12 protein-coding genes are annotated in these 13660 nt (G+C 65.5%); 8 read left to right on the top strand and 4 right to left on the bottom strand.

Translation table 11 applies throughout. The annotated features are described in order from the left end of the window. The first annotated feature begins 41 nt into the window (after window positions 1–41). Both DCG74_RS31755 and DCG74_RS31750 read left to right on the top strand, forming a co-directional pair. The gene (locus DCG74_RS31755) at window positions 42–695 is read left to right on the top strand and encodes an L-fuculose-phosphate aldolase (protein ID WP_172785531.1); all 654 of its coding nucleotides are present in this window, start codon (window positions 42–44) and stop codon (window positions 693–695) included. Window positions 696–710: 15 nt separating this feature from the next. Continuing rightward, complete coding sequence (locus DCG74_RS31750) at window positions 711–2498, top strand: chloride channel protein (protein ID WP_172785530.1); 1788 nt, start codon at window positions 711–713, stop codon at window positions 2496–2498. 6 nt (window positions 2499–2504) lie between these two features. On the opposite strand, the gene DCG74_RS31745 is transcribed toward DCG74_RS31750, so the two are convergent. Next, the gene (locus DCG74_RS31745) at window positions 2505–2756 is read right to left on the bottom strand and encodes a DUF2798 domain-containing protein (RefSeq protein ID WP_172785529.1); all 252 of its coding nucleotides are present in this window, start codon (window positions 2754–2756) and stop codon (window positions 2505–2507) included. A 289-nt stretch (window positions 2757–3045) separates the two neighbouring features. On the opposite strand from DCG74_RS31745, the gene DCG74_RS31740 reads away from it, so the two are divergent. From DCG74_RS31740 to uraD, 5 genes are all read left to right on the top strand, one after another. Further along, on the top strand, window positions 3046–3447 hold the full coding sequence (locus DCG74_RS31740) for a hypothetical protein (protein WP_172785528.1): 402 nt from the start codon (window positions 3046–3048) through the stop codon (window positions 3445–3447). Window positions 3448–4585: 1138 nt separating this feature from the next. After that, window positions 4586–4861 carry a hypothetical protein gene (locus DCG74_RS31735; protein WP_172785527.1) on the top strand — a complete coding sequence of 92 codons (276 nt, stop codon included), beginning with the start codon at window positions 4586–4588 and terminating at the stop codon, window positions 4859–4861. A gap of 89 nt (window positions 4862–4950) precedes the next feature. After that, a complete protein-coding gene (locus DCG74_RS31730; RefSeq protein ID WP_036045261.1) occupies window positions 4951–5364 on the top strand; it encodes a DUF3830 family protein in 414 nt (137 codons plus the stop codon). Further along, window positions 5365–6300, top strand: a complete 936-nt coding sequence (puuE, locus tag DCG74_RS31725) for an allantoinase PuuE (protein ID WP_172785526.1) — start codon at window positions 5365–5367, stop codon at window positions 6298–6300. Window positions 6301–6304: 4 nt separating this feature from the next. Continuing rightward, window positions 6305–7192, top strand: coding sequence for a 2-oxo-4-hydroxy-4-carboxy-5-ureidoimidazoline decarboxylase (gene uraD / locus DCG74_RS31720; protein ID WP_172785677.1), 888 nt, complete (start codon window positions 6305–6307; stop codon window positions 7190–7192). Window positions 7193–7374: 182 nt separating this feature from the next. Here uraD and DCG74_RS31715 read toward each other — a convergent pair whose 3' ends face one another. Beyond that, a complete protein-coding gene (locus tag DCG74_RS31715) occupies window positions 7375–10116 on the bottom strand; it encodes a molybdopterin cofactor-binding domain-containing protein (protein WP_172785525.1) in 2742 nt (913 codons plus the stop codon). Further along, window positions 10113–10940: an FAD binding domain-containing protein gene (locus DCG74_RS31710; RefSeq protein WP_172785524.1), complete on the bottom strand. Its 828-nt coding sequence runs from the start codon at window positions 10938–10940 to the stop codon at window positions 10113–10115. Before DCG74_RS31710 ends, DCG74_RS31715 begins: the two co-directional genes overlap by 4 nt. Before the next feature lie 147 nt (window positions 10941–11087). Here DCG74_RS31710 and DCG74_RS31705 point away from each other — a divergent pair, with 147 nt between their 5' ends. After that, window positions 11088–12437 carry an 8-oxoguanine deaminase gene (locus DCG74_RS31705; RefSeq protein ID WP_172785523.1) on the top strand — a complete coding sequence of 450 codons (1350 nt, stop codon included), beginning with the start codon at window positions 11088–11090 and terminating at the stop codon, window positions 12435–12437. A gap of 109 nt (window positions 12438–12546) precedes the next feature. Here DCG74_RS31705 and DCG74_RS31700 read toward each other — a convergent pair whose 3' ends face one another. Beyond that, window positions 12547–13623, bottom strand: coding sequence for a BMP family ABC transporter substrate-binding protein (locus tag DCG74_RS31700; RefSeq protein WP_172785522.1), 1077 nt, complete (start codon window positions 13621–13623; stop codon window positions 12547–12549). Window positions 13624–13660 lie beyond the last annotated feature (37 nt).

The raw sequence follows: 13660 nt of genomic DNA, 5'->3' as shown, positions 1-13660 counted from the left end.
ACGTACTTCCGGTCCAACAAGCCCTTCGACAGGAAAGCGACATGTCGCTGACAGCGGACGAGCTCGCCAAGAGACAGGCCATTATCGAGGCCTGCCGGCGCATGAACGCGCTCGGCATCAACCAGGGCACATCGGGCAATATCAGCGTCCGGCATGCGGACGGGCTCCTGGTCACGCCCACCAGCGTGCCCTATGAGGCCATGAGTCCGGAGCAGATCGTCTTCATGGCCATGGACGGCTCGCACGCGCCCGGCCAGAAGCCGTCGAGCGAATGGCGCTTTCATCGCGACATCCTGAAGTCGCGGCCCGACGTCAACGCCGTCGTGCACGCCCACCCGACCTATTGCACCATCCTGGCGATCATGGGCATGGAGATCCCGCCCGTGCATTACATGATCGCGGCGGCGGGCGGCGACAGCATCCGCTGCGCGCCCTACGCGACGTTCGGAACGGCGGAGCTGTCCGAGCATGCGGTGCGGGCGCTGGAGGGCCGCCTGGCCTGCCTGCTCGACCATCACGGCATGATCGCCATCGGCAAGACCTTGGACAAGGCGATGTGGCTGGCGGTCGAGGTCGAGACGCTGGCGCGGCAATATCACGGCTGTCTGCAGATCGGACAACCGCCGCTGCTTCCGAGCGAGGAGATCGAACGGGTCCGCCAGCGCATGGCCGGTTACGGCCTGTCGGAAGGGTAGGAGGCGGGCCAGACGATGTTGGTGCGGATCAGGCATCTCGTCGATCGCAAGAAGACGAACCGCACGATGGTTCGGCTGCGTGCGCTGTTGCGCAGCAACGAGTTCTATTTGATCCCGCTCGCGCTCGTGATCGGCACGCTCGCGGGTGCCGTCGTGACGCTGATGGCCCACATCGCCCAGATCGCGCATGTCGTGATCTACGGCATTCCCGTTGATGTCCACCTGTCGGCCCACGCGAGCGTCAGTCCGTGGGCGGCATTGATCGCGCCCGCACTCGGCGGGCTCGCGCTCGGCATCATGGAATGGTCGCGACGGCGGATGAAGATCTCTAACGCCGTCGACCCGATCGAGGCCAACGCGCTGCGCGGCGGCAATCTGTCGATGCGCGACAGCGTGGTTGTGTCGAGCCAGACCCTGATCTCGAACGGCTGCGGCGCCTCGGTCGGCCTAGAGGCCGGCTATACCCAGATCGGCTCCGGCATCGCCTCGCTGCTCGGCAAGTTCTTCAATCTCCGTCGCAACGATCTGCGCCTGATGGTCGGTTGCGGGGCGGCGGCAGCGATCGCGGCGGCGTTCGGCGCGCCGATCACCGGCGCCTTCTACGCCTGCGAGCTGATCGTCGGCGTCTATTCGGTCGGCAGCGCAGCGCCGATCCTGGCGGCCTCGCTGGCGGGCGCCCTGACCGCGCAATGGCTCGGCGGCGCGCCCTATTCGCTGGAGATACCCAAGGTCAGCGCCGTCGGCGTCGAGCAGTATCTCGCCTTGATCGGGCTCGCCCTCATCACCAGCGGCGTCGGCATCGCCGTGATGCGCTCCTCGCCGGTGTTCGAGCGGCTGTTCGCCTGGATGCCGGTCTGGCTGCGTCCCGTGATCGGCGGCCTCATCGTCGGCGGGTTCGCCATCATCACGCCGCAGGTTCTCGCGGCCGGCCATGGCGCCATGGTGCTCGATCTCTTCCACGACATGACGATCGGCCTGATCGCGCTGATCATCGCCTTGAAGGTGACGGCCTGCCTGATCTCGCTCGCCTCGGGGTTTCGCGGCGGCCTGTTCTTCGCCTCGCTGTTCGTCGGCAGCCTGATCGGAAAGTTCTTCGCCGAGCTGTTGGAGCTGATCAGTCCGCATTTCGTGATCGACCCCCTGGTGGCGATGCTGACCGGCATGGCGACGCTCGGCGTCGCCATCGTCGGCGGCCCGCTCACGATGTCGTTCCTGGTGCTCGAGATGACCCGCAATGTCGACGTCACCGCCGTGGTGCTGGCGGGCTGCATCGTCACCTCGATCTGCGTCCGCTTCATGTTCGGCCATTCCTTCTCGACCTGGCGCCTGCATCTGCGCGGCGAGACCATCCGCAGCGCCAACGACGTCGGCTGGCTGCGCAACCTCACGGTCGAGCGCCTGATGCGCTCGGACGTCGGCAAAGTGCCCTCGACCACGACGATCGCCGCCGCGCGCCGCGAGTTCGCGCTCGGCTCGCGGCCGGGAATCGTCATCGTCAACAATGCGGACGAATATATCGGCCTCGTCCTGCTGCCCGATTTGTTCTCCAGCGACCTCGATACCATCGCCGACGACATCCAGGTGATCGAGCTCGCCCGCCTGATCGACATCGTGCTGATCCCGGAAATGAACGTGAAGTCGGCGATGGCGGTGTTCGACGAAGCCGAGGCGGAGATGCTGGCGGTGGTCGATTCCACCGACAGCCGCAAGGTGGTCGGTTTCCTCACCGAGAACTTCGCCCGCCGCCGCTATGTCGAGGAGATCGACAAGGCGACGAGGGGCGTGCTGGGGGCGCTGTCGTAGGCGCGGCTACCGGCCGGGTGGGGTTGCCACGAGCCAGGCAACGATCCGGCGGACCAGCGGCAGCACCAGGAGCAGCGTCGGGAAGGCGACGAGCCAGGACAGTCCCCAGGCGCCCGGCCAGGTCGCCAGGAACGCCGGCGTTGCCCCCAGGCTCCGCAGCGTCGAAATGACCGACACCACGGCCGTCATGAGGATGGACAGCACGAATGGCATCACGATCGGCGCATAGCGCGCCGGCAGTTTGCGAACCACGATCATCTGGTTTCTCTTGGAGAAGGACGCGTCAGTCACGTTGAACCCGAAAATGGCATCGATCCCGACGGCGTCGGTTGATGCGTTGGTTCACGTGAAACGCTTACGGCGACCGAAAAACGGCGCGGCTGTTCATTATCCGCTCAGGTTGGATGGTTCAAGCTGGATCTGATCGTTCGGTTTACAATCGTTCAAAGCGTGGCAGATCGCCGCGATCATGAAACCATTTCAGTGGTTTGCGGATTATAGATCGTTTGCTTATGTTTCTTTGGGCGAGAAGAGAGGGAATACGAAAATGAGTATTGGACCCGTGATTTCCGCTGCCGGCCGCAACACGATCGTGGTCGCGCTTGCGAGCCTCGCCCTGATTGCGGCTTCCGCATCCCCGTCCGCAGCGGCTTCGGCCGGGACACCGGCCGCCAAGGCGGCCGTGGCCGGTCAGGCTGCCTCCGACGTCACCGATTTCAGCGCACACCGGCGGCGTTACTATCGACGCGGGCCGAATGCCGCGGGTCTCGCCTTCATGGGCATGGCCGCAGGTCTGATCGGAGGCGCGATCGCCGAGAGCCGCCGCCAGGAATACTATGAAAACCGCTATTATTATGGTTATGGCCCGCGTCCCTACTACGGCGGTCCCGGCTATTACGGCGGCGGTCCTTACTACTACGATCCGGGCTATCGTTACGCACCATACTGAGCGGTCGGCGGCAGCACAGGTCTTTCGGCCGGACACGGCGCGTCTAAGCTAAATCCGTTACCCCTACGGGACCCGGGTGTGTCGCCGGGCTGTCAACCCACCCGCGCGAAAACATTCCGCTTTACCGAAATTCGGAAATATCGTATGTCTCGCCCATCCCGGCTCATCCAAGAGGGGCGATCTTGTGGTCGTCATTGTCGCGAGCCGGGCTTGCGGTGGGCGCGGCAGCGTCGGCACGAGAGGTGCGGGCAGGGCGGGTAGTCCCTGTGAGTCCGTAACCGCGTGCGGACGACGGCGCTGCTAGGCTTCGTCTCGTCTGTAAGTTTCCAGCTTTGTCGACAGGGCTCGGGAATACTGCGGCGAAATGGCGGGCCGTGCGTACGGCAAAACCGTGTGGTCCTGGCCGTCGTTGCTACGGTCAAGCTTCTGCGGAGGTGCGAGCGAGCCCAACCGGGCGGACTGCATCATGCAATTCGCGGGGCGAGGGAGGCCAGAAGGAATTCGGCTCCCGGGAGAGCGCGGCATAAGCCGTCCGACCATCGCGCAGGGAAGGCCGAGTGTTTGGCTACACCTGTATGCTGCTGTGCGGTTCTTTTGCGCTACCTTTCGCGCAGCGGACCGCGGGTGCCAGTCGGCACCCGGTCTTCCCTGCGCCCTCTTGGCTAGAGAGGGTCGAGCAATCAAGCAAGGCTCGGGCGAATAAGCCGCGAGGACGCGAAGGCGTGTCTGCAAGCAAGATGCGAGCCGAAAGAGCATGCAGTTGCCTCATACTCCGTCATTGCGAGCGCAGCGAAGCAATCGAGAATCCCTCCGTGGAAAGACTCTGGATTGCTTCGTGCGCTCGCAATGACGAGGAGGAGAGTGTGCCACCACACTTCGCTCTCGTGCCCCGGACGCCATCAGCGCGTTTACGCGCGTCTTTGACGCGCTATGGCAGCGTCCCTTCGACGATGCGCTGCAGAGCCGGGGCCCACGTCGCGGCATCGTGCCGTATCGCTCTGGGTCCCGGCTCTGCGCTGCCACGCTCAAAGCGTTGCAGCTTGTCCGGGACACGTTCGTGAGCACGATCGCCGCCTCGCGTATGGACTTGGCCTGCGCAATCCGGTTCAATGGGCCATTGAGCTTCCAGGCGACAACGATGTCGAAATATCTGCTGGTCCTTCTCCTGATCGCCGCGCCGGCGGCGGCGCAGATCAAGCCCACGCCGAAGAGCGCGGCGGCGCGTCCCGACCCCTGCGCACCGATCGGGCGGACCGCGGACGGCAAGCTGGTCTATTCCATGAAATGCGAGAACCTGCCGGCGCCGCCCGCACCGCCGCCGCAGGCGGAACTGAAGGAGGCGCCGGCCGCGGCCGAGCCGGAGCCGGAGGTCAGGCGGAGCGGCATATTCGGCTGGTCCTACGACCGCAGGTGATGTGGCTTCGCCTCTTGCGCGAAGCCCGATGGAGTGCTTTTTGCTGAAAGTTCCCGCGGGGCGCATCGCCCCCGATCCAGAGAGATGAGATGAGCAAACTCGTTATCCGCGCCGGCGATTTCACCTTCGATGCCCGTTTCGAGGAGCAAGCGGCGCCCAAGACCGTCGCCGCTTTCCGCAAGGCGCTGCCGTTCGAAAGCCACATCATCCATGTGCGCTGGAGCGGCGAGGGCGTGTGGATGCCGCTCGGCGACCTCGACTTCGGCGTCGGCTACGAGAACCACACCAGCTATCCGGCGCCCGGCCAGATCATCCTCTATCCCGGCGGTATCAGCGAGACCGAGATCCTGCTGGCCTATGGCGGCGTGCATTTCGCGAGCAAGATGGGCCAGCTCGCCGGCAACCATTTCATCACGCTGACCTCGGGCCTGGAGAATCTGGCGACGCTGGGCAAGAGCGTGCTGTGGAAGGGCGCGCTGCCGATCCGCTTTGAGGAAGTCTGAGTGACTGAGCCCCGCTACCCGCGCGATCTCCGCGGTTACGGCCGCAACCCGCCGCATCCGCAATGGCCTGGTGACGCGCGGGTCGCGGTGCAGTTCGTCGTCAATTTCGAAGAGGGCGGCGAGAACAACATCCTGCACGGCGACCGCGCCTCGGAAGCCTTCCTTTCCGACGTACTAGGCGCGCAGCCCTGGCCCGGCCAGCGCCACGCCAACATCGAATCCATGTTCGAATATGGCTCGCGCGCCGGCTTCTGGCGGCTGTGGCGGATGTTCAACGAGCGGAAGTGGCCGACCACGGTGTTCGGTGTCGCCACCGCGCTGAAGCGCAATCCCGAGATTGTCATTGCGATGAAGGAGGCGGGCTGGGATATCGCCAGCCACAGCCTGAAATGGATCGAGCACAAGGACATGACCGAGGCGCAGGAACGCGCCGAGATCGCCGAGTCCATCCGCGTCCATACCGAGGCGACGGGCTCGCGTCCGCTCGGCTGGTACACCGGGCGCTCCTCGATCAACACCAACCGTCTGTTGATGGAGGAGGGCGGCTTCCTCTATCTCTGCGACTCCTACGCCGACGATTTGCCCTATTGGGTCAAGGGCACGGGCGGCAAGCAGCTCATCATTCCCTATACGCTGGATGCCAACGACATGCGGTTCATCAACCCGCAGGGCTTTGCCGAGGGCGAGCAGTTCTTCACCTATCTGAAGGACGCCTTCGACGTGCTCTACGCGGAAGGTGAGACCGCGCCGAAGATGATGTCGGTCGGCCTGCATTGCCGCCTCGCCGGCCGGCCCGGCCGCGCAGCGGGCCTGATCCGCTTTCTCGACTATATCGGCAAGCACGAGCGCGTCTGGGTGCCGACGCGGCTGCAGATCGCGCAGCACTGGCACGACAAGCACGCCCACCTTGCCGCCGACGCATTCGAGATCGGGTGAGATGATGTCGCAGATTTCGCTCGGCGATCTCAACACTGCAAGCACGGCCGACTTCGTCGCGGTGCTCGCCAACGTCGTCGAATATTCGCCGTGGATCGCCGAGCAGCTCGCGGCAAAGCGGCCGTTCGCCGGCATCAATGAGCTGCACGGCGCGCTGATGGCGGCAATCCAGAGTGCCGAGCCCGACGTGCAGCTGGCATTGATCCGGGCGCATCCCGATCTCGCCAATAAGACCCAGCGCGCCGCCGGCCTCACCGCGGAATCGACCGACGAGCAGAACAGCGCCGGCCTCGACCGGCTGTCGGATGCCGAATATTCCGCGTTCGAGCGGGCCAACAATGCCTATCGCGACAAGTTCGGCTTCCCCTATATCGTCTGCGTGCGCCGTCACACCAAGGATTCCGTGCTGCGCGACTTCGAGGCCCGGCTGCTCAACATCGCCAAGACCGAGACAAGACGTGCGATCGAGGAGATCGGCCGCATCTCCGCGCTGCGGCTCGACCAGCTCGTCGTCGCCGATGACAGGCTGAAGGTGCACGGCCGGCTCTCGACCCATGTGCTGGACAACCAGATCGGCAAGCCCGCGCCGGGCATTCCGATTGAGCTCGTGGAGCTCGCGAGCCTTGGCGAGAACCGCATCATCGCGCGCGCGGTGACCAATGCCGACGGCCGCACCGACGGGCCGCTGATCGGCGGCCGTCCGCTGCCGATCGGCCGCTACGAGCTGCGCTTCAGCGTTGCCAAATATTATGCCGCGCGCAACGTGCCGCTGTCCGACCCGCCGTTCCTCGACGAGATCCCGCTGCGCTTTGCGATCAGCGAGCCGGAAAGCCATTACCACGTGCCGCTGCTGGTCACGCCCTGGAGCTACTCGACCTATCGCGGCAGCTAAATGCGAGCGCTCTCTTCACCTCGCCCCGCTTGCGGGGAGAGGTCGGATTGCATCGAAGATGCAATCCGGGTGAGGGGGACTCTCCGCGAGTCCAACTGTCACCGTCCTCGCCGAGACTCCCCCTCACCCCAACCCTCTCCCCGCAAGCGGGGCGAGGGAGCATGGCGCCACCATGGTCGCTGCTATCGAGTCCGGTCGAAGCCCCCAAACTTGTCGAGCAGCCCCGGAAACAGCCGGTCCGGCTTGAAGGGTGGTGCAGTAAAGCGAATGCCGGTGGCATCCGCAATCGCGTTGCCGAGCGCGGCGGCGACCGGATTGTACGGGCTCTCGCTCATCGATTTCGCGCCGAGCGGTCCGATCGTGTCGGACGTGTCGGCGAAGAACACTTCCGTGCGGGGCACGTCGGCGAATGAGGGCAGGTGGTAGTCGCGGAATTTCGGATTGATGACGCGGCCGCTCGCGTCGATCACCATCTCCTCGTAGAGCGCAGCACCGAGCGCCTGCGCCACGCCGCCTTCGACCTGACCGCGGCACTGCATGGGATTGGCGACCACGCCCGCGTCGGCGGCGTGCACGCTCCTGAGAATCCGGAGCTCGCCGGTGCCCTTGTTCACCGCGACGCGAAAGCCCTGCACGTTGAACCCGACCGATCGCGGCGTGCCGCCGGACGTGCCGCTGCCTGCGAACGGCCGTCCGCGCTCGCGGGCGAGCTTCGCCAGCTCCGCAAAAGGCATGCGGCGGACGCCGCTGACGACAGCGTCCGCATCGAGCGCGCAAGTCTCCACATCGCACAGCCAGGCGCCGGCGGCTGCCGCCTTCAACTCGCTCGCAAGCTGCACGGCTGCCGCATGCGTCGCCTTGCCCGCAACGAAGGTGCCGGCGCTGCCATACGCGCCGGTGTCGTGGCCGCCATGGGCGGTGTCGGACTGGCGCAGATGGATCCTCTCGACCGTGGTCGCCAGCGTGGTCGCCGCGATCTGGCGATGCACGGTGCTGGTGCCGTTGCCGAACTCGGCCGTGCCGACGGTGAGGTCGAGGCCGCCGTCGTCGTTGAGCGCGATCGCAGCATCGGCGAAGTGGCCGGCCGGCGGCACGGTGTCGATCATGGTCAGCGCGATGCCATCGCCGATCAGCCAATCCGGCGACAGCTCCGGCTGCGGGCCATCGGCCTGCATCGCGCGCTCGACGAGGTCGAGGCACTGGTCGAGCCCATAGGAGCCGTAGAGCACGTCGTGATATTCGGACGGCGGCGGCGACAGCATGGGATCGCCGGGCCTCACGATATTGCGCCGCCGCATCTCGTAAGGGTTGATGCCAAGTTGCCTCGCCAGTTCGTCGATCGCCGCTTCCACCGCGATCAACGCCTGCGGCAGGCCATAGCCCCGAAACGCCCCTGCCGGCACGGTGTTGGTGTAGACGGCGACGCCGTCGACCCGCTTGTTCGGGCAATTGTAGACGGCGATGGACTCGGCCAGCGCGTGGAACATCACCGGACCGGCATGATTGCCGTAGGCGCCGGTGTTGGAGAGCACGTCGAGCTGGAGCGCGGTGAGCTTGCCGTCGCTATCGGCGCCGGCTTTGACGTGGATCCGCATCGGATGCCGCGTCGAGGTCGCGATGAACTGCTCCTCGCGTGTCAGCTCCAGCTTGACCGGCCGCCCCGTCCTCAGCGCGGCGAGCGCCAGGATGTCCTCGACGAACATCTCCTGCTTGCCGCCGAACCCGCCGCCGACGCGTTCGCAGAACACGCGGACCTTGTCCATGGGGAGCTGGAAGATGTCCGACAGCGCACGCCGGGTCAGGAACGGCACCTGCGTCGAGGTGCGGACATTGAGCACGCCGGAATCATCGAGCCAGGCGAGGCCGCCATGGGTCTCGAGCGCAGCGTGCTGCACACGGTGACTGTGGAAAGTGGCCTCATAGGTAGCGGCAGATGTCGCAAGCGCCGATGCGACGTCGCCGAACTCGCCATGAGTCTCCGCGACCAGGTTGCGCTCGGCATCGGCAACGCGGTTCGCGCTGGTGCGGCCGGGATGAATGACCGGCGCGCCCGGTGCCATCGCCTGCTCGGGATCGATCAGCGCCGGCAGGATGTCGTAACTGACTTTCAGCCTGCGGCACGCCGCCTCGGCGGCGGCTTCGGTCTCCGCGACGACGGCGGCAACCTTCTGGCCGATGAAACGGACGACGTCGTCGAGGACGCGGGTATCCTCCGGGTCCATCCAGTCCTTCTCGTGCCGCGCCGTCGACATCAGGACGGACGGCGCATCCTCATGCGTCAGCACGGCGTGCACGCCGGGGATGCCCAGAGCGTCCGACTTGTCGATCGCGACGATCCTGGCGTGGGCGTGCGACGATCGCAGCAGCTTGATGTGGAGCAGGCCGTCGATTGCGGTGTCGAACGTGTAGCGTGCCGTGCCGCGGACCACGTCGGGGCCTGCGGGGGCCGGCAGGCTGCGGCCGAAGGCGGCGCCGGCCTCGACGCTCGCCTCGACATTGGTCTTGCCGATGATCGCGTCCTCGATCGAGCGATAGCCGGTGCAGCGGCAGATGTTGCCCTTCAGCGCAGCGCCGAGGTCGGTGCGCTGCGCCTGGTTCAGCGAGGCGCAGGTCAGGATCATGCCGGCGGTGCAGAAGCCGCATTGGAAGCCCTGCGCATCGAGGAAGGCCTGCTGCATCGGATGCGTGCCATGATCGCCGCCAAGGCCTTCGATCGTAGTCACGGTGCGGCCCTCGGCCCGGAACGCCGGGATCAGGCAGCTGTGCACGGGCTCGCCGTCGAGCAGCACGGTGCAGGCGCCGCAGTCGCCGGCATCGCAGCCCTTCTTCACGCCGAAATGACCAAGCTCCCGCAGGAACGTGCGCAGGCACTGGCCGGCGCGCGGCTCCTGAGAAAATGCCTTGCCGTTGACCTCAAGGCTCATGCGGGTGTCGCTCCCAGCAGCTCGCCGCGAATTTCCTCGGCAAGACGCAGCGTCACGTGCTTGCGCCAAAGTGGCGTGCCATGGATGTCCGTGTGGTACAGATCGTCTGTAATCTCTTGCATGAGCGCTGCGCGCAGCGCGCTCGAGTCCGGGGCTTTGCGGAAGCGAAACTGGATCGGGCGCACCGTCGACGCGGTGATTGTGAGTGTCAGCGTGTCGTCGGCTTCGAGGCTGCCGATCAAGAGCGCCGCCGAGCGGCCGACCGGCGCGAGCGAGATCTGGCGGAAAGCGGTGCGGCGCCTCAAGGCGGCGATCGGGACGTCGATCTGCCGGAGAAGGTCGCCTGGCGTCAGGCGATTGCATTGGTTGCCGGTGACGAATTCGGCGACGGGAAGCCTCTGTTCACCGCCGCCGGCTTTCCAGATGGTGCAGACGCCGTCGAGTGCCGATGCGAGCGAGATCATCGGTCCCGCCGGCAGCGACATGCAGAGATTGCCGCCGACGGTCGCGGTCTTCCAGATCTTGAACGAGGCAAGGAAGGCCCGGCAGCATTGGTTGATCAGCGGCGCCGCGAGCCAATCGGACGGGCAGGCGAGGCCATCGAGCTCTGCGATGGTGCAGGTGGCGGCGATCGAGAGGTGGCTCTCGGTGATCGTCAGCGCTGGCCATTTCAGATCGGTGAGATCGATCAGTCGTGTCAGATGCGTTTGCGGCTCCGAGAACAGCCAGGTGCCGCCCGCGAGCCAAGCATCACCTGCCGTCCAAACGGGCAGCTGCGCGCGCGTTTGCGGATGGGCGACGGCTGTGATGGTATTCAAGTCCATGGCTGCGCCAACGCGTCCCAAGGGTGAGTGGTCCGAGAGAAGTGTTGCAAGACGGGAGCCAAGTGGCAACAGCAAGTCGCAGCAAGGACGCAAGTCGTCCTCCGCCTTGCGGGTCCGCTGTCAGCTTGTGTGAGGAGAACCAGGATCATGATTGAGGCAAGTTCGACCTGGATCAGGGATCCGCTGGCCATCCTCGCCGACGGGGCCGAGCGCGGCATTGTCGTCAAGGACGGCCGGATCGTGGAGCTCGTGCCGGCGGGCGGTGTGCCGGCAAGTGCGGATGTCGCAGTGTTCGACGCGGCCGAGCACGTCGTGCTGCCGGGCTTGATCAACACGCATCATCATTTCTACCAGACGCTGACGCGGGCGCTGCCGGCCGCGATGGACCGCGAGCTGTTCCCCTGGCTCCAGGCGCTCTATCCGGTGTGGGCGAGGCTGACGCCCGAAGCGCTCGAGCTCGGCGTCACCGTGGCGATGTCCGAGCTTTTGCTCTCCGGCTGCACCACCACGACGGACCACCACTACGTCTTCCCGGCGGGGCTCGAGGAATCCGTCGATATCGAGGTGGCGGTGGCGAAGCGCCTCGGCGTGCGCGTGCTGCTGACGCGCGGCTCGATGAACCTGTCGCAGCGCGACGGCGGCCTGCCGCCGGACAGCGTCGTGCAGGACGAGGACACCATTCTCGCCGACAGCGCCCGCGTGGTCGCCAAGCATCACCAGCGCGGCGCGGATGCGATGGTGCAGATTGCGCTCGCGCCATGCTCGCCGTTCTCGGTGACGACGTCGCTGATGCGCGCCACGGCCGATCTCGCCGACAAGCTCGACGTGCGCCTGCACACCCATCTCGCCGAGACCGAAGACGAGAACAGATTCTGCCAGCAGATGTATGGCTGCCGTCCGCTCGACTATCTCGAGCAATGCGGCTGGCTCAATGCGCGCACCTGGCTCGCCCATGGGATCTTCTTCAATCCGGACGAGATGAGACGGCTCGGCAAGGCCGGCACGACCGTCAGCCATTGTGCGTGCAGCAACCAGCTGCTCGCGTCCGGCTGTTGCCCGGTGTGCGACATGGAAGAAGCCGGCGTCGGGATCGGCATTGGTGTCGACGGCTCGGCCTCGAACGACGGATCGAACCTGATGCAGGAGGTCCGGGCCGCGTTCCTGCTGCAACGGGCGCGCTATGGCGTCACGAAGGTCAGCCACAAGGATGCGCTGCGCTGGGCCACCAAGGGCTCGGCGGCGTGTGTCGGCCGGCCGGAACTTGGCGAGATCGCCGTCGGCAAGGCCGCCGATCTTGCGCTGTTCAGGCTCGACGAGCTGCGCTTCTCCGGCCACGGCGATCCACTGGCCGCGCTCGTGCTGTGCGGGGCGCATCGCGCCGACCGGGTGATGGTGGCTGGAAAATGGGCGGTGATCGACGGTGCGATCCCGGGCCTCGATGTCGCCGATCTCATCCGTCGCCACAGTTCCGCGGCGCAGGCTATGCAGGCGGGATAGTCGGGGCGAAATAAAAAGAGGGGGCAGCCACAAGTGCCGGGTGCTTCTGGCCACCCCCTCCGAACCTCCTCCGGGAGGAGCAGGTGATTTAGCCAATGCAAGAAGCGTGCTACTTGCCCGGCAGCTTGTCGTCGATGCCCTTCACGTAGAAATTCATGCCGAGGATCTGGCCGTCATCCAGGTGATCGCCGCCCTTGCACTCGACCGGCTTGCCGTCCTGCCCAACGATCGGGCATTTGAACGGATGCAGCTTGCCAGCGGTGATCGCGGCCTGGGCATCCTCAGCCATTTTTTTCACATCGTCAGGCATGTTGGTGTAGGGCGCCATCGCGAACATGTGGCTGTCGAGGCCGCCCCAGGTGTCCTCGGACTTCCAGGTGCCGGCGAGCTCGGCCTTGACGCGCTCGATGTAATAGGGGCCCCAGGTGTCGAGGATCGAGGTCAGCTGGGTCTTGGGCCCGAACTTGATCATCTCGGAATCCTGCCCGAAGGCCAGCTTGCCGCGCTCGCTGGCGATCTGCATGGCCGCGGGCGAATCCGTGTGCTGCATGATCACGTCGGCGCCCTGGTCGATCAGCGCCTTGGCGGCGTCGGCCTCCTTGCCCGGGTCGAACCAGGTGTTGGCCCAGATGATCTTGACCTTGATGTTCGGATTGATGGTCTGCGCCGCCAGGATCGTCGCGTTGATGCCGGAGACGACCTCCGGAATCGGGAACGAGCCGATATAGCCGAGCACGCCCGACTTCGACATCTTGGCCGCGATTAAGCCTTGAATGTAGCGGCCCTGATACCATTTCGCCGAATAGGTCGACATGTTCGGGTTGCGCTTGTAGCCGGTGGCGTGCTCGAAATGCACGTTCGGATATTTCTTGGCGACCTTAAGCGTCGGATCCATGTAGCCGAACGAGGTGGTGAAGATCAGCTTGTTGCCGGCGCGGACGAGCTGCTCGATCGCTCGCTCGGAGTCCGGGCCTTCGGGCACGTTCTCGAGATAGGTGGTCTCGATCTTGTCGCCCAGTTCCTTCACCAGCGCCTGGCGACCGAGGTCGTGCTGATAGGTCCAGCCGAGGTCTCCGATCGGACCGAGATAAATGAAGCCGACTTTCAGCTTGTCGGCGGCGGAGGCCGCACTGACACTCCCGGCGAGCAAGAGCCCGGCAGCCAGTGCAAGAAGTGATTTCCTCATCATCAATCTCCAAACATCGGGGGAAGCCACAATCCGC

The sequence above is a fragment of the Bradyrhizobium sp. WBAH42 genome, assembly GCF_024585265.1.
GTDB lineage: Bacteria > Pseudomonadota > Alphaproteobacteria > Rhizobiales > Xanthobacteraceae > Bradyrhizobium.
The sequence above is the reverse complement of the archived record's forward strand: the minus strand, read 5'-3'. Positions and strand labels throughout refer to the sequence as shown.